General features: G+C 58.8%; 16 protein-coding genes. 9 read left to right on the forward strand and 7 right to left on the reverse strand.

The genetic code is table 11. From position 1 onward, the window contains the following. Positions 1 to 179 precede the first annotated feature (179 nt). The 5 genes from QEP12_RS08105 (at position 180) to nhaA (ending at position 6,464) form a co-directional block, all read left to right on the forward strand. A complete protein-coding gene (locus tag QEP12_RS08105) occupies positions 180 to 683 on the forward strand; it encodes a low molecular weight protein-tyrosine-phosphatase (RefSeq protein ID WP_174863143.1) in 504 nt (167 codons plus the stop codon). Between the two features lie 225 nt (positions 684 to 908). After that, on the forward strand, positions 909 to 2,042 hold the full coding sequence (locus tag QEP12_RS08110; RefSeq protein ID WP_174863142.1) for a substrate-binding domain-containing protein: 1,134 nt from the start codon (positions 909 to 911) through the stop codon (positions 2,040 to 2,042). 193 nt (positions 2,043 to 2,235) lie between these two features. Next, positions 2,236 to 2,847 carry a TRAP transporter small permease subunit gene (locus QEP12_RS08115; protein WP_174863141.1) on the forward strand — a complete coding sequence of 204 codons (612 nt, stop codon included), beginning with the start codon at positions 2,236 to 2,238 and terminating at the stop codon, positions 2,845 to 2,847. A gap of 20 nt (positions 2,848 to 2,867) precedes the next feature. After that, positions 2,868 to 4,631, forward strand: coding sequence for a TRAP transporter large permease (locus tag QEP12_RS08120; protein ID WP_284213934.1), 1,764 nt, complete (start codon positions 2,868 to 2,870; stop codon positions 4,629 to 4,631). Positions 4,632 to 5,075: 444 nt separating this feature from the next. Further along, complete coding sequence (nhaA, locus tag QEP12_RS08125) at positions 5,076 to 6,464, forward strand: Na+/H+ antiporter NhaA (RefSeq protein ID WP_284213935.1); 1,389 nt, start codon at positions 5,076 to 5,078, stop codon at positions 6,462 to 6,464. 77 nt (positions 6,465 to 6,541) lie between these two features. Here the strand turns inward: nhaA and QEP12_RS08130 are convergent, their stop codons facing one another. The 6 genes from QEP12_RS08130 to QEP12_RS08155 all read right to left on the reverse strand — a co-directional run bounded on the left by QEP12_RS08130 (position 6,542) and on the right by QEP12_RS08155 (position 13,386). After that, complete coding sequence (locus tag QEP12_RS08130; RefSeq protein ID WP_284213936.1) at positions 6,542 to 7,747, reverse strand: ABC transporter permease; 1,206 nt, start codon at positions 7,745 to 7,747, stop codon at positions 6,542 to 6,544. Then, the gene (locus QEP12_RS08135; protein WP_284213937.1) at positions 7,747 to 8,523 is read right to left on the reverse strand and encodes an ABC transporter ATP-binding protein; all 777 of its coding nucleotides are present in this window, start codon (positions 8,521 to 8,523) and stop codon (positions 7,747 to 7,749) included. The genes QEP12_RS08130 and QEP12_RS08135 overlap by 1 nt, the downstream gene beginning before the upstream one ends. After that, entirely contained in the window at positions 8,520 to 9,908 is a 1,389-nt protein-coding gene (locus tag QEP12_RS08140; RefSeq protein WP_174863138.1) for an efflux RND transporter periplasmic adaptor subunit, read from the reverse strand. The genes QEP12_RS08135 and QEP12_RS08140 overlap by 4 nt, the downstream gene beginning before the upstream one ends. Before the next feature lie 21 nt (positions 9,909 to 9,929). Then, a complete protein-coding gene (locus tag QEP12_RS08145) occupies positions 9,930 to 11,399 on the reverse strand; it encodes an efflux transporter outer membrane subunit (protein ID WP_284213938.1) in 1,470 nt (489 codons plus the stop codon). Between the two features lie 172 nt (positions 11,400 to 11,571). Further along, complete coding sequence (gene tsaD, locus QEP12_RS08150; protein ID WP_284213939.1) at positions 11,572 to 12,624, reverse strand: tRNA (adenosine(37)-N6)-threonylcarbamoyltransferase complex transferase subunit TsaD; 1,053 nt, start codon at positions 12,622 to 12,624, stop codon at positions 11,572 to 11,574. A 117-nt stretch (positions 12,625 to 12,741) separates the two neighbouring features. Next, the gene (locus QEP12_RS08155; protein WP_284213940.1) at positions 12,742 to 13,386 is read right to left on the reverse strand and encodes a DUF937 domain-containing protein; all 645 of its coding nucleotides are present in this window, start codon (positions 13,384 to 13,386) and stop codon (positions 12,742 to 12,744) included. Positions 13,387 to 13,693: 307 nt separating this feature from the next. On the opposite strand from QEP12_RS08155, the gene ybiB reads away from it, so the two are divergent. The 4 genes from ybiB (at position 13,694) to QEP12_RS17065 (ending at position 16,228) form a co-directional block, all read left to right on the forward strand. Further along, the gene (gene ybiB, locus QEP12_RS08160; protein ID WP_284213941.1) at positions 13,694 to 14,641 is read left to right on the forward strand and encodes a DNA-binding protein YbiB; all 948 of its coding nucleotides are present in this window, start codon (positions 13,694 to 13,696) and stop codon (positions 14,639 to 14,641) included. Further along, positions 14,638 to 15,438 (forward strand): uroporphyrinogen-III C-methyltransferase, encoded by an 801-nt coding sequence (gene cobA, locus QEP12_RS08165; RefSeq protein ID WP_174862807.1) that lies wholly within the window; start codon positions 14,638 to 14,640, stop codon positions 15,436 to 15,438. Before ybiB ends, cobA begins: the two co-directional genes overlap by 4 nt. 139 nt (positions 15,439 to 15,577) lie before the next feature. Continuing rightward, positions 15,578 to 15,871 carry a transposase-like zinc-binding domain-containing protein gene (locus QEP12_RS17060; RefSeq protein ID WP_431308077.1) on the forward strand — a complete coding sequence of 98 codons (294 nt, stop codon included), beginning with the start codon at positions 15,578 to 15,580 and terminating at the stop codon, positions 15,869 to 15,871. Positions 15,872 to 15,883: 12 nt separating this feature from the next. Beyond that, entirely contained in the window at positions 15,884 to 16,228 is a 345-nt protein-coding gene (locus tag QEP12_RS17065; protein WP_431308075.1) for an IS1 family transposase, read from the forward strand. 210 nt (positions 16,229 to 16,438) lie between these two features. On the opposite strand, the gene QEP12_RS08170 is transcribed toward QEP12_RS17065, so the two are convergent. After that, on the reverse strand, positions 16,439 to 18,397 hold the full coding sequence (locus QEP12_RS08170; RefSeq protein ID WP_348521121.1) for a PhoX family protein: 1,959 nt from the start codon (positions 18,395 to 18,397) through the stop codon (positions 16,439 to 16,441). Positions 18,398 to 18,570: the final 173 nt, after the last annotated feature.

The following is an 18,570-nucleotide window of genomic DNA, read 5'->3' on the forward strand; positions in this document are numbered from 1 at the left end:
TGCAAGCTATTTCCAAAACCTATTTTTTTACATTTGCACGCAAAATCTCACCCCAGCTGTTGGCTCGCACAAGACTGCTTCAACCCGAATGCTGGCAGCTCCTGATTTCCAATCGTCGCACCGCAGGTATGGTTTGATACCTTGCACCATCTTTTTGAAATTTCCCTCGCGCTCCATCCATGACTCTCGTTCCGCCCCCCGCATCTTTCTCCGTGCTCATGGTGTGCATGGGCAATATTTGCCGTAGCCCCAGCGCCCATGGCATCATGCGCAGCATGGTGCACGTCCGTGGCTGGAGCAACTGGTTCAGTGTCGATTCCTGCGGCACACATGCGCACCACGTCGGAGAGGCTCCCGACCGCCGCAGCCAAAAACACGCTTTGCTACGCGGCTACGACCTGAGTGATCTGCGCGCACGTCAGCTCACGCGTGAAGATTTCGAAGGCCACAACCTGGTGCTGGTGATGGACCATGAAAACATGGCCCGAGCACAAGCCCTGTGCCCGCCTGGGCAGCGCCACAAGCTGCACCGCCTGACGGAGTTCTGCCGCAACATGCGCAGCTCTGTCGTGCCTGATCCGTATTACGACGGCGACCAAGGTTTTGAACATGTGCTCGACCTGATTGAAGATGCTTGCCAAGGCGTTTTGCAGCATGTTGAAAAAGAGCACTTGGCGCTTTAAGCCAACCACTTTTTCTGCGTCTGCTGCATGGTGATGTAGCGGCTATGGCGGGCTATGGACACCTCCTGCAGCCCGCTTCTTCCCATCCAGATCACCCTTTGTGCATGATTACACCGGGGCTGCAAACGCCGAATTACATGGTGGACATAAGGCTTCTCCTGACGTGGAACGCGCTTGCCGTTATGGTGGCAACCCCTTCTTCGAGTTTTCAGCAGCCTTTCCTCCGTGCAACGCATCCAACTTCACTACACGCTGCAAGAAGCACCATCAAGTAGCGTCATTCACCACCCTTTGCTGGCATTGCTGGAATCCATCGCACAGGAAGGCTCTATTTCTGGCGCAGCACGCGCATTACGGCTTTCCTACCGCCATGTGTGGGGCTCCCTGAAAAAGTGGGAGGACCAACTGGGCCGCAAAGTCATTCTGTGGGGCAAGGGTCATACCGCCCAGCTCAGCCCTTTTGGCCAGCGCCTGCTGCTCACTGAGCGCCAAGCCCAAGCACGCTTGGCACCGCATATCGAAGCCATTCAAGCGGAGCTGGAGCGCAGTTTTGCACTGAGTTATGACGAGCGCACCCCCGTCCTTTCGCTGCATGCCAGCTATGACAGTGCCTATAGCGTGCTGCGTCAATTTGCCAGCATGCAAGGCCCACTGGCGGTGCATCTCGACCTGACTCCTTGTGTGAGTGTTGATGCCTTGCGCGCCCTGAATGAAGGCCGGGCGGCACTGGCAGGTTTTCATGTGCTGGAGGCAGCTGGCAAACACTCGATGTCTGCCCACATCTATCAACCCCTGCTGGATGTGGTGCAGCACCGCTGCATCAGCTTGGGGCGCCGCGCGCAAGGCCTGATTGTTGCTGCGGGCAACCCTTTACAACTACGCAGCTTGCAAGACGTGGCCCAGAGCAAGGCACAGTTTGTCAATCGCCCTTTAGGCACGGGCACCCGCGTTGTATTGGCCGACTTGATGGCGCAATCGCATCTGCACCCTGAGGACATCGTAGGTTTTGATGACGAAGAACCCAGCCACAACGCTGTCGCCCAAGCGGTGGCACAAGGGCAGGCAGATGTAGGGCTTGGGATTGCCTCTGCAGCCTTGGCCAAGGGCTTGGATTTTGTGGCGCTATGCCAAGAGCATGATCTGCTGGTCTGTCACGCCAAATTGCTACAGCACCCCGCGATGCAGGCGCTGTGCAGCATGCTGCGCTCTGCGGCTTGGCACCAGAGCATGCAGGCTCTGGGCGGCCATGACTGTACGGGCAGCGGCGACGTCAGCTTGCTGCATGAACGTCTGCCTTGGTGGTCAAAAAGCTGTTCGCACCATGCGCAAGATCAAGCCCAGAGCATCGACATCACCTAGTAAAAACCCTTTATTGACACCCTAAAACACATCAAAAGTGCTGAATTTTTACACCTCCGTCACAAAGCCGTCAGCAAGTACTTAGGGCGCTCCGTAGAATCGCGCGACTGTGCATTCTTACAAGCCTGCAGGGCCGTGTGGCCACACGCCATACGCTGTACCTGCGGCAGATATCGCGCTTTTTGGAGACACCATGCAAGCACTTCTACGACTCTCACGGGGTATCGACCAGCTCAACGCTTGGGTCGGTAAATACGTCATCTGGCTCATTCTTGCGGCCACTGTCATCAGCGGCGTAAACGCCGTGGTGCGCAAGGTGCTACACACCAGCTCGAACGCTTTTCTGGAAGTGCAGTGGTACTTGTTTGCCGCCTCCTTCCTGTTGGCAGCCGGCTATACGCTGCTGGAGAAAGAACACGTCAAGGTGGACGTGATCAACGCCAAACTGTCATTGCGCACCCGCGTCTGGATTGATGTAGTGGGCTTTGCCCTGTTCCTCACGCCGATGTGCTTGATCGTGCTGTATCACGGCGTGCCCTTCTTCCTGCAGGCCTGGAACACCAGCGAAATGTCCAGCAATGCTGGTGGCCTGATCCGCTGGCCCGTGTACCTGATGATGCCTCTGGGCTTTGGTCTGCTGATGCTGCAAGGCTTGTCCGAGCTCATCAAACGCATTGCATTCCTGATGGGCTTGATCGACGACCCAACCGTCAAGATTCTGGAAAAAACACCGGAAGAAGAGTTGGCCGAAGTCATCCGCAAGGCCGAAGAAGAAGCCGCGCGCAACGCCGCTAAAAGCGCCTGAGTGCACAGGGAGACATAGCTATGGAATTCATTGCAAACAATATGGCCCCGATCATGTTCGCGGGCCTGATCTGCTTCTTGCTGCTGGGCTTCCCGGTGGCATTTAGCCTGGGTGCCTGCGGCCTGTTCTTTGCCGTCGTGGGGATTGAGCTGGGCGTGCTACCCGAAGCCCTGATGCAGGCCTTGCCGCTGCGCATCTACGGCATCATGCAGAACGAAACCCTGCTCGCCATTCCGTTCTTCACGCTCATGGGGCTGATCCTGGAGCGCAGCGGTATGGCGGAAGACCTGCTGGACACCGTGGGCCAGCTGTTCGGCCCTATCCGGGGTGGCGTGGCCATCGCGGTGATTTTGGTGGGTGCCATGCTGGCGGCCACCACCGGTGTGGTGGCGGCTTCCGTGATCTCGATGGGTTTGATTTCCCTGCCCATCATGCTGCGTTACGGCTATGACCGCCGCATCGCCTCGGGCGTGATTGCCGCCTCCGGCACGCTGGCGCAGATCATTCCGCCATCGTTGGTGCTGATCATCTTGGCCGACCAGTTGGGCCGCAGCGTGGGCGACCTGTACAAGGGCGCTTTCCTGCCAGGCTTCATGCTGGTGGGTTTTTACATGCTGATGGTTTTCGCCATCGCCATCTTCAAGCCAGCCATGGTGCCGGCCCTGCCGCCTGAAGCGCGCAGCCTGAAGGAGAAAGATGGCTCCAACGGCCTGACTTCGCTGCTGGTGTTGACCATCCTGTGCGTGGGAGTCTCTGTATTTGCCGCCAACAACATGACCACCATCCACACCTGGTTCACCGGTGAAGTGGTGGAAAAAGTGGCCAAGGACGAGACCATCGTGTTTGCGATGTGCTTTGGCGTGGCGCTGGCCTTCGTGGCTGCGTCGATCAACCGCATCACCGGCATGGGCCTGCTGTCGCACGTGGCGGAAAAAGTCACCTTTGTGCTGATCCCCCCACTGCTGCTGATCTTCCTGGTGCTGGGTACCATCTTCCTGGGCATTGCCACACCCACTGAAGGCGGCGCCATGGGTGCCCTGGGCGCCATGATCCTGGCCGTCAGCCGCAAGCGCCTGAGCTACCAGCTGCTGCGCCAGGCCCTGGTTGGCACCACCAAGCTGTCGTGCTTCGTGCTGTTCATCCTGATCGGCGCCACCGTGTTCGGCCTGACCTTCCAGGGCGTGGACGGCCCACTGTGGGTGGAGCACCTGCTGTCGGACCTGCCAGGCGGCCAACTGGGCTTCCTGATCCTGGTGAACATCATGGTGTTCTTCCTGGCGTTCTTCCTGGACTTCTTCGAGCTGTCCTTCATCGTCGTGCCGCTGCTGGCCCCCGTGGCCGACAAGCTGGGCATTGACCTGATCTGGTTCGGCGTGTTGCTGGCAGTAAACATGCAGACCTCCTTCATGCACCCACCATTCGGCTTTGCGCTGTTCTTCCTGCGCTCGGTCGCCCCGGACAAGGAATACACCGACAAGCTCACCAAAAAGCGCATTGCCCCGGTGACTACCAACCAGATCTACATGGGCGCCATTCCGTTCCTGTGCATCCAGTTGCTGATGGTGGGCCTGATCATTGCCTTCCCGGGCATCGTCTCCAGCGGCCTGGACGAGAAGGTGGACTACGATCTGGACGCCATCCGCGAACAGATGGAAGCCGATATGCCTGCGCCGGTGGATTTTGACAATCCGTTCATGGAACAGCAGCAACAACAAAACGCTCCCAGCACTGACACGGCCGACGAAGACCCGATGAAGGCTTTGCAAGACTCCATGGCCAAATAAGCCTGTCAACTGCCTCCTCCCAGCCCCTGAGTGCCGAAAGCCTCGGGGGCTTTTTTTGTGCTGATGCACTCTAAAAAATGAGCATCTAGCGCTCAAAAAGCATGGCTTTCAAAGTCTTTTCACCTTTAAACCCATTAAAAACCAGCGCTAACAGCTCTTATTTTTAAATATCCTTACCGTCTCTTGCGATTTAGCGCGCAGGAGATCAGCCGTGTTTCGGTACACTTGGCGCCGGGTGCCCACCACATGCAGTGGTGATGGCAGGTGTTTCGTGCAGGTCGGGCCGCCTGCACACAATCGTGCCGTACGCACCCGTTTTGCCATACCACCCACGCCTGCTTTCAGCCCGCGCTGACACAGGCGCTCCCGTGCTTGCTTGAGCCTGGGCGTATGCTTGCCAAAGCGATTGCTGCGGCACTTTCCCAACCAAGAGAAAGCGCATACGTGGATTCACCCAAGCAATTTCCCATTCACCCGCAGTTTCCAGCCCCCAGCAACCGCATTCCTGCGCTGCAAACTGCGGCCGAGCGTGCCAGCGCTGGCTTTAGCCGGATGCTGCATATCGAGTCCATGAGCGGCATCGTGCTGCTCATCGCCGCAGCCGTGGCCCTGCTCTGGGCCAACTCGCCGTGGGCACAAAGCTACTTCGACACATGGCATGCCCCGCTGTCCCTCACTCTAGGGCCATGGACGGTCAACACCGATCTGCACTTTGTCGTCAACGATGTGCTGATGACCATCTTCTTCCTGGTCGTGGGCATGGAGATTCGCCGCGAGATGCACAACGGCGCGCTCTCCAGCCTCAGCCAGGCAAGCCTGCCCGTGGTTGCCGCCGTGGGCGGCGTGGTGGTGCCCGCTTTGATTTATGTGGCGATTGCGGCGGGCGATGCCGAACTGCTCAACGGCTGGGCCATCCCTACGGCCACCGACATCGCATTTGCCGTGGGCGTGCTGGCACTGCTGGGCAAATCCATTCCCGGCCCCTTGCGCATCTTCTTGCTGGCCTTGGCCATCATCGATGACATTGTGGCCGTGCTCATCATCGCGTTCTTTTACTCCGGTGGCCTGGACTACAGCGGCTTTGGCATCGCCTTTGTCGGTCTGCTGCTGGTGCTGCTGTTCAACCGCATGGGCGTGGCCTCTGCATGGCTGTACGTCTTCCCCGGTGCTGTGCTGTGGTTCGGTCTGCTGCAAACGGGGGCCCACCCCACGCTCGCAGGCGTGGTGCTGGGGCTGATGACCCCCGTCGCCATGCGCCCCGCACCCCGACACCATTTGGAAGCGGCACAACAAGCCCTCGCGCGCGTGCAAGTGCATGCACGTAGCGGCAGTTTTGATGCGCATGTGCTGTATGAAGAACTTCATATAGCCACCCGCGCCCAGCGCGATCTGCTCCCCCCCGTCTTTCGACTGCCGATGATGCTGCACCCTTGGGTGGCTTTTGCCGTCATGCCGGTCTTTGCGTTGGCCAATGCCGGCGTGCAGTTTGGTGGCGTGGACTTGAGTGCTGTGGGCCCCGCGACGGTGGCCTCGGGCATCATGCTGGCACTGCTGCTGGGCAAGCCTGTGGGCGTGTTCCTTGCCACGTTTTTGGCGGTCAAAACCGGCCTGTGCCAAATGCCCCAAGGGGTGACTTGGCCGGGCGTACTCCTAGTGGGCTTGCTGGCTGGCATCGGTTTCACCATGGCCATTTTTGTCGGCGGACTGGCCTTTACCGATCCGCAATTGCTGGCTGCAGCCAAGATGGGCATTCTGGGCGCCTCTGCTGCGGCAGCCATCGCGGGCTTGTCCTATGGCTTTGTAATGCGCAAGCGCTTGGGTGCAGCGGCCTAAACCCCAGCCACTCGCCCATTAAAAAGCCGGAGTCGCTGGTGCGCTCCGGCTTTTTTTCAGTCGTAGCAACCCTGTGCTTACTCGTGGCGCAGCGCCTCAATCGGATCCAGCTGCGCCGCCCGGCGCGCTGGAAAATAGCCAAACACCACACCAATTGCGGCCGAGAACACAAAGGACAGCACATTCACCGTGGGATTGAAGATGAAGGGCACCTGCATCACCTGCGCCAAGCCCACCGATGCAGCCGCCGCAATTGCAATGCCAATCAAACCACCCAGCGCTGCCAGTACCACCGCTTCAATCAAAAACTGAAGCAGCACTTCGCGCTCCAGCGCCCCAATAGCCAGGCGCAAGCCGATTTCGCGCGTGCGCTCCGTGACACTCACTAACATGATGTTCATGATGCCGATGCCACCCACCAACAAGCTCACGGCAGCCACCGCGCCCAGCAAGGTGGTCATCACCTTGGTGGTACCTGCCATGGTGTCAGCCAGCTGTTTGGTGTCGAGTACGTTGAAGTTGTCCTCGTCCATCGGCGCCAGCTTGCGCAGCTCGCGCAGCAGGTCTCGCAAGCTGCTTTTTACGCGCTCTGGGTCGCTATCGTCTGCCATCGAAACCAGCAAGGTATTCACCCGCGTATTGCCCGTCACGCGGCGCTGCAAAGTTTTCAGCGGGATCAGCACCATATCGTCCTGGTCGTTACCAAACGCACCTTGGCCTTTGGATTCCAGCACCCCAATGATGGTGCAGGAAAACGCCTTCACCCGCAGCTGCTGCCCCAGCACATCGGCGCTGTTTTGGTACAGCTCACGCAGCAAGGTCGAGCCAATCACACACACCGGCGCACCGGCGCGCAGCTCTTCGTCCGAGAACGCGCGGCCTTGCGCCAGCGTCCAGTTGCCGGTTTGCAACCAAGCATTGGTGCTGCCAATCACACTGGAAGACCAGTTGCGGCCATCGGCCACCAGCGTCACGCTGGAGCGTGCCTCGGGTGCCACGGCGGCAATGCCTCCGATTTGCTGCTCAATGACATTCGCATCCGTATCCTTGAACGCTGGTGCTGGTGCAGCGCCCGGCCCCATGCGTTGCCCCGCACGGATTTGCAGCAAGTTGGTGCCCAGCCCTTGAATTTGCGACTGCACGGCCACGGTGGCGCCATTGCCCAAAGTGACCATGGTGATCACGGCGCTCACGCCAATCACAATGCCCAAAATGGTCAGGAATGAACGCAGCAAATTGCGGCGAATGGAGCGCAATGCCAAAAGAATGGTGTTCAAAAACATCAATGCCCCTCCTGTGGCTGCACTGGCGCACTGCGGGCAGCTCGGCGCAGCATAAAGGGTTCGTTGCGCGTATCACTGTCGAGCAAACCATCCTTGAAACGCACAATGCGCCGCGCATAGGCAGCCATCTCCGGCTCGTGGGTCACCATCAGCACCGTAATGCCTTGCTCGCTGTTGAGCTTCCAGAGCAACTCCATGATTTCTGCGCTGCGCTGGGTATCCAAATTACCAGTAGGCTCATCCGCCAGTAGCACCACCGGATTGCTGACAATCGCCCGTGCAATCGCCACGCGCTGCTGCTGCCCCCCCGATAGCTCTGCGGGCGTGTGGTGCTCCCAGCCTTTCAAGCCCACGGCCTCCAACGCCTTTGCAGCCGCTTCGCGACGCGCTGCGTTGGTCTCTCCACGGTACAGCAGCGGCAGCTCCACGTTTTCCTGTGCTGTGGTGCGTGGCAGCAGGTGAAACCCCTGGAACACAAACCCGAAATAGCGACGGCGCAAACGCGCGCGCTCATCGCGGTCCAGGTCTTCGACATGCACACCTTTGAACAAATACTCGCCAGACGTGGGGCGATCTAGGCACCCCAAGGTGTTCATGGCAGTGGACTTGCCAGAGCCGCTGGGGCCCATAATGGCCACAAAATCACCTTGCTCGATATCAAGATCAAAGCCTTTGAGCGCCTTGAATGCCAGCCCACCCTCGCCGTATACCTTGACGATGTTGCGCAGCCTAATCAGGGGCACAGATCCACTGGCTTGTGGGGCGGCATCGCTCATCGCACGGCTCCACTGCGCTGGTCGGTAATGATTTGTGCGCCTTCCTTGAGCTTTTCGCTCTCCACCTCGGTCATGCGACCATCGCTCAGGCCCGTTTTGACCTGCACTGCCACGGGAGTGCCCGCTTCCAGCACCCATACATAACGGGTTTGCCCCGCACCCAGCGCTTGGCTGCCGCCGGCACCACCACGGCTCATGCGAGGGCGTTGTGGCAATAGTTGCCCCATGATGCCGCTATTGCCGGCGCTGCCAGCACCTTGAGGGCGCGTGCCCCGCTCGCCCGCAGCACCCGATGGGCGCCCATCGGGTGCTGCTGCATCTGCTGCAGCGGGGGCTGTCATTCCCACCGGGGTAAAGCGCAACGCCGCATTCGGGATCAGCAGCACATCCGTGCGCTCATTGGAGCGAATGGTCGAAGAGGCAGTCATGCCGGGGCGCAGCGATAAGTCTTCATTACGCACTTCCAGCCGCGCCAAATAAGTCACCACGTTATCGGTCTTGGTAGAGCCGTAGTCCACACGCGTCACTTTGGCAGGATAAATACGCGAGGGGTGGGCACTGACCGTAAAGCTGGCGCGCTGGCCCTCTTTGACCTGGCCAATATCAGCCTCATCCACCGAGACTTCCAGTCGCAATTGCTTCAGGTCTTCGGCAACGGTGAACAAGGTCACGGCTTGCAACGAAGCTGCCACCGCATTGCCCGGGTCTACGCTGCGCGTGAGGATCACGCCATCAATGGGCGATTTGATCGAGGCCTTGGACAAGTTGGTTTCGTCGTTCTTTAGCGCAGCCCGGGCATCATCTACCGCAGCACGAGACGCGGCCTCATCCGCAATTGCTCGATCAACCACGGCACGCCCCGTATCCATTTCTGCTGCAGAAGGTACTTTCCCACCCGAAATGCGGTGGACTTCTTCCAGCCGGGCCAAATTGGAACGCGCTTCTTTCAGCGTCGCTTGGGATTGCTGCAAGCGTGCTTGCGCGGAGGCAACCGATGCTTTGGAGCGGTTGAGCTGTGCATTGAGCTTGTCGGTATCCAGCTCCACCAGCACCTGGCCTTTTTTCACCGTGTCGTTCACGTCAACCAGCACATTGCGCACGGTACCGGACAATTCAGACCCCACATTCACCGTCCGTGTAGGCTGCAAGGTACCGTTAGCCGCCACCGTGATTGATAGATTGCCGCGCTTGACCTCTTGGGAAACATACACGGGCTTGGCATTCGCAGCCTGGTGGTTTTGCCACAGGAAATAGCCACCAATGGCACCTGCTACGGCCACAGCGCCAATCCAAATGGTGGGGTTCTGCCACCACTTACGGGCGAGACCATCACCTAAAAGTTCGTGCACGTCTTGGGCAATACTGGCGGATGTTTTTTTACGCATTGTTTGTTTTCCGTTGAATCTTTAAGGCTGTGCTGCAGCGGTGTCGATGACCTGGCCCTCGGCATTCAGGGGTTGCCAGCCGCCCCCCAACGCTTTGTACAGGCGCACGTAATCCGTGCTGATAGAGGCTTGTGCCGTGGCCACACTGTCTTGGGATGACAGCAAAGTGCGCTGGGTATCCAACACAGTCTGAAAATCCACCAGGCCGCTGCTGTAGCGCTGGTTGGCAAGCAGTTGGGCATAACGTGCTGCCTCTTCGGCAATCTTCAGTTGCACCAAGCGGTCTTTATCGCCTTGCAACTGCACCAAGGCATCTTCGACCTCTTGCAAGGCAGTCAGCACCGTCGAGCGGTAACTGATCCGCGCCTGTTCCACCAACGCTTGTTGCACACGAATCTGGGCGCGGTTCGCCCCGGCATCAAACAAGGGCGCAGCCAGTCCTGCGGCAATGTTTTGGGCCACGGTGGCTCCGCTCAGCGCCCCCAATGTCAAAGCATTCAGCCCCAGCGACCCCGACAGGCGCAGCGTCGGGAAATTGGCACGCTCTTGCGATGACAGATTGGCCACCGCTGCTATCACTTTTTGCTCCTGTGCGCGAACGTCCGGGCGCTGGCGCAGGGTGTCTGCAGGCAGCGTCATGGCCAGACTGTCAGGCGCCACTGGCAAGGGTTGTGCAGCCAGCAACTCCGCATCCAAGGCCGAAGGTGGTTGGCCCGTCAAAATGGCCAAGGCATGGCGTGTTTGGGCCAGCGAAGATTCCAACGCCGGAATTTGTGCAGCCGTTTGCGCCGTCAAAGAGCGCGCCTGCTCCGCGTCCAGCGAAGTGGCCAACCCTGCCTGCACACGCCATTCGGTGATTTGCTGGTTCTCCCGCTGAATGCCCAGGTTGTCCTGGGCAATCCTCAGCCGGTTTTGCAGGCTACGCAATTGAATGTAGTTGAGCGCGACTTCTGCCGCCAGTGACACATGCGCGCCTTCCAGCACCGCCACGGCTGCTTGGACATTGGCCTCCCCAGCCTGCACCGCATTCGCTTGGCGTCCCCACAAATCAGCTTCCCAGCTGGCGCTCACACGTGCTGCATAGCTATTGGCGCCATTGTCGCCACCTTCCCAGCTACGCCCTCGGTCAAAGCCAGCACTTGCGCTGGGGATGCGAGAGGCAGCTTGTACATCCAGTTGTGCACGCGCTTGACGCAATGATGCTTGGGCCGATTGCACACTGGGGTTGGCCTGCAGCGACTGCTCAATCAACGCTGTCATCTGGGCATCACCAAACCGCTGCCACCAGCGACTGAGGTCTTCCGGCGTGCGCTGCTGAGGCTGGGCCGCCGTACTGCTCCACTGCGTTGGCACAGCCACGGCTGCGCTTTGCCCATCAAAACGAGAGGTGTGCGTACAACCTGCAATAAATACGCTACATGCCACAGCAATGGGCATGACCCAAAAACGCGGCAAAGGTCGCAAAAAAATGGTGCTGGAGTTCTGGTACATGCTGGGGACGAAAAAACGCAATAGCCTGTTTCTACCCCCAGATTGTGCAGACCCCATGTAGGGCCACAGCAAAAGCCACGTGAAGCTTTGGTAAAGCCCGATGGCCGGACTGCTGGGAAAACCATCAAAAAAGCCCTCTTTCGAGGGCTTGGTCAGTCCGTGCGCAGCATGCTCAGGCGATGGTTTCCACAATCGCATCCAGCGGCCAGCGCGGCTTCACGTCAAATGCATAGGTCTTCTGGGGCATCTGCTGCCCGGCCTGTATACGCATGGCTGCTGCCATGGCAATCATGGCCCCGTTGTCGGTGCACAAATGCAACTCCGGGTAATGCACGCGAATTTTGCGTTTGGCGCATTCTTTGTTCAACTGGTCGCGCAGCAGTTGGTTAGCCCCTACGCCGCCCGCAACCACGACACGGTGCATGCCCGTTTGCTTTAAGGCATTGAGGGTTTTTTTCACCAGCACATCGACGATGGCCGCCTGGGTGCTTGCGGCCAAGTCTGCCTTACGCGCCTGCAGCTCATCGCCGAGCTTTTTGGCCTGCGTCAGTACTGCTGTTTTCAGGCCTGCAAACGAAAAATCCAAGTCACCGCTGTGCAGCAAAGGGCGAGGCAACTTGAACGCTTCAGGATCTCCACTCTCCGCCAGCTTCGACAGGATAGGCCCCCCCGGATAGGGCAAGCCCAGCACCTTGGCAGATTTATCGAAAGCTTCGCCAGCAGCGTCATCAATCGTTTCGCCCAGGATTTCATAGCGGCCCACGCCATCGACCCGCATCAGCTGTGTATGCCCCCCTGAAACCAGCAAGGCGATGAACGGGAACTCGGGCGGGTCTTCACTCAGAAAGGGAGAAAGCAAATGCCCTTCCAGATGGTGCACACCCAGTACCGGTTTGTCCAGTGCCGCACCCAGCGCACATGCCACGCCCGCGCCCACCAGCAACGCGCCTGCCAAGCCTGGGCCGCGTGTAAATGCCACCACATCCACATCTTGCAAAGTTTTGCCTGCATCTTGCATGACCTGTTTCGTCAAAGGCAACACGCGGCGAATATGGTCACGACTGGCCAGCTCGGGCACCACGCCGCCATACGCACGGTGCATATCAATTTGGCTGTGCAAGGCATGTGACAGCAGCACAGGCACGCGGCCATCTGCGGGCACTTGCACCAAAGCAACGCCCGTTTCATCACACGAGGATTCAATACCCAAAATCAGCTGACTCATAGCTTGCAAGTGTAGGTCTGTGACAGCGCCAGCAACGTCAGGCGTCCAAAAAGCCTTGCATGCGAGGCAAGAAAAAAGCACCGGCTGGTGCTTTTTTCCGTGTGTGTGGCTTGCGGCTTAGCGGCGGCCACTCCACAAGCTACTGCCCAGCTTGAATAGGTCGCCCACATCTAGCTTGCCATCGCCGTTTTGGTCCAGCAGGCTTCCCAGCAAATCACCACCAAGGCCGCCTTGCTGCTGGGCTTGAGCGCGCTCTTGCTCCAGCGTCTGGCTCAGACTGCCTGCATCCCAGCCCGCAGATTTCGCGCGATTGGCTAAAAAAGCCATCACGATGGGCGCCAGCATAGACAGCAGTTGCGCAGCGCCTTGGCCGCCCAAACCCGTGGCCTGCCCCAGGCTGGCCTCTGCTTTTTGCTGGCTGCCACCCAGGATATGGCCCAAGATGGCTGCACCATTGCCCAGCGGGTTCTGCGCGCTGTCGGCTGTGCTGCCCCCCAGGATGGAGCCCAGCAGGCCTCCCAGCCCACCCAAGCCTTGAGGCAGGGCTTGGCTGTGGTCACGCTGCAGCGCGCCCAATAAATCTGCGGCGCCTTGGGGCTGAGCGGCATTTTTCCCCAGTGCGCCCAACAACAGTGGCAAAGCCGCACTGACCGCTGTTTGGATTTGCTCGCTGTTTGCCCCCAATTGCTGTGCCATGTGCTGCATAGGTGCTCCCTGCAGTTGCGCCTGCAGCTCATTCACGATCGATGGCGAAGTATTCATTGCCCATTCTCCTCAACCAAAATTTGCCCCAAACGGCAGTCCAGCACCTACTTTGCACGCTGACAAAGCCTCCGGGTAAAAAACCACCCCGCCACGAAAGTAGACCACGGAGGCTGTTGCACATCAAGGCGCCACCTTGAAGGTTTTTTTGTGCACTCTAGAGCCATCGCCCTCTCTTTCACCGACTGAGGCAGTGTTTTTTGCACGATATGCCAGCGCAAGCCCATCACCGCTTTAGACCTGCATTTCCATATATCGAATCTATATATAAGACCTGTGAAAATAACAATAAATTCACATATCAGTCATGCATATCCAGCAATACCTCAAAGAAATTGGTCGCGGCAAAGATGGTGCCCGCGCGCTCTCGCGTGCCCAGGCCTGTGAGCTGCTGGGATGGATACTCGATGGGCAAGCCCTTCCCTTGCAAGTGGGTGCCTTTTGTTTGGCCATGCGCATCAAAGGCGAAACAGCGCAAGAGATGGCGGGTTTCATGGATGCAGTGCATGCACGCTTGCCGCTCACCGCCAGCGCTGCAACTCCGGTCATCATCTTGCCCAGCTACAACGGTGCACGCCGCCTGCCGGTACTCACCCCTTTGCTGGCCTTGTTGCTGGTACGCCAAGGTTTACCGGTGCTGCTGCATGGCTGTACCACGGAAAGCACACGGATCACTGCCGCACAAGTGCTGGAACACATGGGCTACCCCGCTGCGCTTGCCGTGCAGACCCCGCAGCCCGGGCAATTGCTACACCTTCACACCCGCACTTTGTTGCCTAGCTTGGCTGATTTGCTGGACGCCCGCGCTGCCATTGGGCTGCGCAACCCAGCGCACAGCCTGGTCAAGCACCTGAACCCACTGGCTGCCAGTGGCACACAGAGTTTGGTGGTTGGCTGCTACACCCACCCGGAATACCGCCTCAGCATGGAGCAAACCCATGCCGAAGCAGGCAGCCATGCGCTGCTGCTGCGCGGTATGGAAGGTGAGCCCGTGGCAGACCCGCGCCGCCAACCTGCGCTGTGCGGCATCATCAAAGGGCGCAGGGTACTGGATTTGCAGGCAGAAACTGGGGCTGTGCCCGTCACGCCCGAACTACCCAATGGGCTGGATGTGGCTGCCACCGCCACATGGACGCGCGAGGTGCTGCAAGGGCAGCGCCCAGTGCCCGCACCGATCGCCACGCAGGTGCAAGCCATTTGCGATTTACACCGTCAACTGGCCGCTTTACCGGCCCCACAAGGAGCGCAAGCATGAACGCCAGCGCCACACACACCGCAGGCACATGCACCCTGGTCGGTGCAGGCCCGGGTGACCCTGAATTGCTCACCCTCAAAGCACTCAAGGCCATCCAGAACGCCAGCGTGCTGCTGGTGGATGACCTGGTCTCGCCAGAGATCGTCCACTTTGCATCGCCCACCGCGCGCATTGTCTATGTGGGCAAGCGCGGTGGCTGCAAAAGCACGCCCCAGGCGTTCATCGAAAAGCTGATGGAAGCCGAGGTGCGTCAGGGCGAGCGCGTGGTACGCCTCAAAGGCGGGGACCCCTTCATCTTTGGCCGTGGCGGTGAAGAAGTGGAGCACCTGCGCCGCGCCGGTATTGCGGTGCAAGTGATCAATGGCATCACCGCAGGCTTGGCCGGGTTAAGCAGCTTGGGCGCACCGCTGACCCACCGAGAGCACGCTCATGGGGTGGTGTTTATCACGGGCCATGCCAAGCCCGGAGACAGCGGCACTGACTGGCGCGCTCTGGCCAGCACGGCACATGCGGCCAAACTCACCCTCGTGATCTACATGGGCGTCAGCGCAGCCGATCACATCAGCGCAGAGCTGCAAGCCGGCGGCCTGCCAGCCCTCACACCGGCGGCCATCATTCAACACGCCAGCTTGCCGCAGCAGCGCCATGCCATTACCAATTTGCAAAATTTGGCGGATACGCTGCATGCACAAAACCTGGCCAGCCCCAGCGTGCTGGTGATTGGGAATGTGGTGCAGGGCGTTGCGGCATGGGCCCTGCAAGCTAGCAGCACCCCGCCCTTGCAAGCAGCCTGCTAACTCCATCCACCATGGAAAATCACAACAATTGATAGCTGCTAGCGCTTGCCACGTAAGCGCTAGAGGCCAATTTCAGGGATTGCGCATGAGGTATGGAGATGGCGCCAAGCGCTATATTCCATGCCTTTTCCGTTTCGCCATGCAATGCTCTCGCTGCAATCACCATCACACACAAAAGATTGGCCTGAGCCGCCACAAACGACAAAGATGGATGTGCATGGGATGTCACAGAACCTTTGGTGACAAGGACTTGCGCCTTATCGATCCAAAGATCAAAGCACTGGCCTTGGCGATGTATGCCGAAGGTATTGCCGCAAGAAAAATCGAACGCCTATTACACGTGAGCCACAACGCAGTATTGTGGCTGGGTGCGCAAAGAAGTTGCTGGCAAAGCACTTCAAGCTGCGCACGTCAAAGATCTAGCGGTCATTGAGGCTGATGAGATGTGGAGTTATGTGGGCTCAAAAAACAGCCCATTTGGCTGTGGTGGGCAATAGACAGGACAAGTCACCAGATCGTCGGTTTCGCACTTGGGGAGCGAGGAACGAAAACAGCCAAAGTGCTGCAGCCTCAACTACCTATGGATGGGCATATCCATTACTGCACGGATGCACATCGGCCTTATAAGGCCATCATCAAGGCTGAGCAGCACACGGTAGGCAAGGCTCATACCCATCACATTGAGAGTCTGAACAATAAGTTGCGTTGGTACTTGGCTCGGCTTGGGAGAAAGACGCATGCATATAGCAAGAGCGCTACCGCGCTCTTGCATTCGCTGCTATTTGTCTAGCAGCGCAAGTTTGGGGCATCGTTGAAGCCCCAAACCGGGTACTTGCTGAGCAAACGATTGTGGGATCACGATATTCAAATACCTATTTAGCAATCCCCAATTTCATGCATAAACCCCATGAAAAACAAAGGCTGCAACGTCCACCACCGTTGCAGCCTTTGCCATCTGCACAGTGCCTAAGCCCTGTGCACATGTCCCAACCGTTATGCCTTAGGAACCGATCACACCGCCGTCATCCTTGGTGATCACCACCGTGGCCGAGCGAGGAATGCTGGAGCCACCATCGGGCCAGTGGCTGTCACCCTCTTCACCGGGGTGCTGGATGTTGATAAACATGGTTTTGTGGTCTGGCGTGAAGGTGATGCCGGTCACCTCGCACTCCTGGGGGCCTACCAAAAAGCGGCGAATCTCTTTGGTCACAGGGTCGGCGCACAGCATCTGGTTGTTGCCCTGGCCCGCGTAGTCGCCCTTGTTGCTGTACTTACCGTCCGTCTGGATCCACAAGCGGCCCTCGGCATCGAATGCCAGCCCATCGGGGCTGTTGAAGGTGTTGTCCGCCGTGATATTGGCCGAGCCTGACATCAAGTTCTTGCGGTCGGTATGCACGGCGGGGTTGCCCGCCAGCACAAAAACATCCCATTCAAACTGGGTGGCAGCGGCGTCGCCACCGGCTTCGCGCCAGCGCACGATCTGGCCATACACATTCTTGGGGCGCGGGTTGGCCGCATCCGCCACCGTGCGGCTGGTGTTGTTGGTCAGCGTGACATACACCTCACCCGTGCGAGGGTGCACCGTCACCCACTCGGGGCGATCCATCTTGGTGGCGCCCACCACATCACCGGCCATGCGCGCATGCACCAGCACGGCCGCCTGGTTGGCAAACTGCGCATCGGCCTGGAGCTTGCCGTTGCGCTGTTTGTCCAGCAGCAACCATTGGCCCGTGCCCGCAAAGTCGCCCGAGGCCTTGCCTGCGTCAAAGCGGGCAACGTACAGATCGCCTTCATCCAGCAAGTGGCTGGTTTTGCCGCCGGGCACATAGGGGTGCTTGGAGACAAATTTGTAGATGTAGTCGTTGGCCTGGTCATCGCCCATGTAAACCACCGGACGGCCATCTTTGGTCAACGCAAACGCCGCGTTCTCATGCTTGAAACGCCCCAGCGCCGTGCGCTTTTGGGGAATGCTGCCGGGGTTGAAGGGGTCAATTTCCACAATCCAGCCAAAGCGATTGGCTTCATGGGGCTCTTGCACATAGTCAAAGCGTGCTTCGTGCTTTTCCCACTGGAACAGGCTGGCCTTGGCCGAGATGCCATAACGCTTTTGCGCAGCGTTGCGGCGGTCTTCCCCGGCGCCGGTGCCAAAGTAGTTGTTAAAGTTTTCTTCACAGGCCAGGTAAGTGCCCCAAGGGGTAAAGCCGTTACCGCAGTTGTTGAACGTGCCCTGCGCACGGCGGCCTGAAGGATCGCCCTTGGTTTGCAGCAGCGCATCACCCGCTGCTGGCCCTGTCATTTCCATGGCAGAAAAAGCGGTGATCCGGCGGTTGTACACACTGCCCTTGACGATGTCCCACTGCCCCTTGGCATTTTTTTGAATGTGGATGACCGACACACCATGTGCATTCATGGATTTGTGCACATGGTCTTTGCTCCATTTTTTCTGGGCATCGGCACCTTTGCGGCCAAACAGCCAGGTGTAGGCACCGGTTTTCTCATTCACGGTGCAGTACTCGTGGTTCATCACCAGCAAGCCTTCGTGGCTCTTGCCATCCAGCGCGAAAAAGTGAATACCGTCGTGGTTATCCCCCACCTGCAAGGCTTGCGCCGCAGCATCTTCGCTGCCATCGCCCTTGAAGTTCGCTGCACCATCCACCAAAGGCGTGCCCCACGGGGCCAGCACCTTGGCGCTGTAGCCGGGAGCCACTTGCACCGTATCTGCCGTAGAAATGGCAATTGGTTTGAACCCCAGCAAAGGCTGGCTGGTATGGCCCCCTGAAGTGGCACAACCGGCCAGACCCCCGCCCAGGCCCAAAAACATGGCGGCTGTCAGGCCAGTGCCACTGCGCAAAAAACCACGGCGCGACACGGCGCTGTCCACCACGGTCTGAAACTCCGGGTTGTCACTCAGATTGGTAGGCAGGTCTTCACTGTCCAAAACGGCGGTCTGGCTATTCATCATGGCTTGGCTTTCTTCCCATAAAGATCAATGCCTGCGCAGTGTCGACAAGCTTTGTGACAGGCGCATGAAGCCATCAAGTCATCCGTATGACGGCGCACACCAAGCCCTGTGCGCACCCTCCAGCATTCCCTGATTTTTTTGGTGTCGCTGAAAATGCCACCGCATTGGAA

Origin of the sequence: Comamonas jiangduensis, assembly GCF_030162955.1 — a bacterium.
Classification (GTDB): domain Bacteria; phylum Pseudomonadota; class Gammaproteobacteria; order Burkholderiales; family Burkholderiaceae_C; genus Comamonas; species Comamonas jiangduensis.

Coding starts and splice junctions, on each gene's coding strand:
- cobA (WP_174862807.1), top strand. CDS start 14,638: ATGAACGCCAGCGCCACACACACCGCAGGCACATGCACCCTGGTCGGT.
- QEP12_RS08105 (WP_174863143.1), top strand. CDS start 180: ATGACTCTCGTTCCGCCCCCCGCATCTTTCTCCGTGCTCATGGTGTGC.
- QEP12_RS08130 (WP_284213936.1), bottom strand. CDS start 7,747: ATGTTTTTGAACACCATTCTTTTGGCATTGCGCTCCATTCGCCGCAAT.
- QEP12_RS08155 (WP_284213940.1), bottom strand. CDS start 13,386: ATGAATACTTCGCCATCGATCGTGAATGAGCTGCAGGCGCAACTGCAG.
- QEP12_RS08170 (WP_348521121.1), bottom strand. CDS start 18,397: ATGAATAGCCAGACCGCCGTTTTGGACAGTGAAGACCTGCCTACCAAT.
- QEP12_RS08140 (WP_174863138.1), bottom strand. CDS start 9,908: ATGCGTAAAAAAACATCCGCCAGTATTGCCCAAGACGTGCACGAACTT.
- QEP12_RS17060 (WP_431308077.1), top strand. CDS start 15,578: ATGCAATGCTCTCGCTGCAATCACCATCACACACAAAAGATTGGCCTG.
- QEP12_RS08115 (WP_174863141.1), top strand. CDS start 2,236: ATGCAAGCACTTCTACGACTCTCACGGGGTATCGACCAGCTCAACGCT.
- ybiB (WP_284213941.1), top strand. CDS start 13,694: ATGCATATCCAGCAATACCTCAAAGAAATTGGTCGCGGCAAAGATGGT.
- QEP12_RS08120 (WP_284213934.1), top strand. CDS start 2,868: ATGGAATTCATTGCAAACAATATGGCCCCGATCATGTTCGCGGGCCTG.
- QEP12_RS08145 (WP_284213938.1), bottom strand. CDS start 11,399: ATGTACCAGAACTCCAGCACCATTTTTTTGCGACCTTTGCCGCGTTTT.
- QEP12_RS08135 (WP_284213937.1), bottom strand. CDS start 8,523: ATGAGCGATGCCGCCCCACAAGCCAGTGGATCTGTGCCCCTGATTAGG.
- tsaD (WP_284213939.1), bottom strand. CDS start 12,624: ATGAGTCAGCTGATTTTGGGTATTGAATCCTCGTGTGATGAAACGGGC.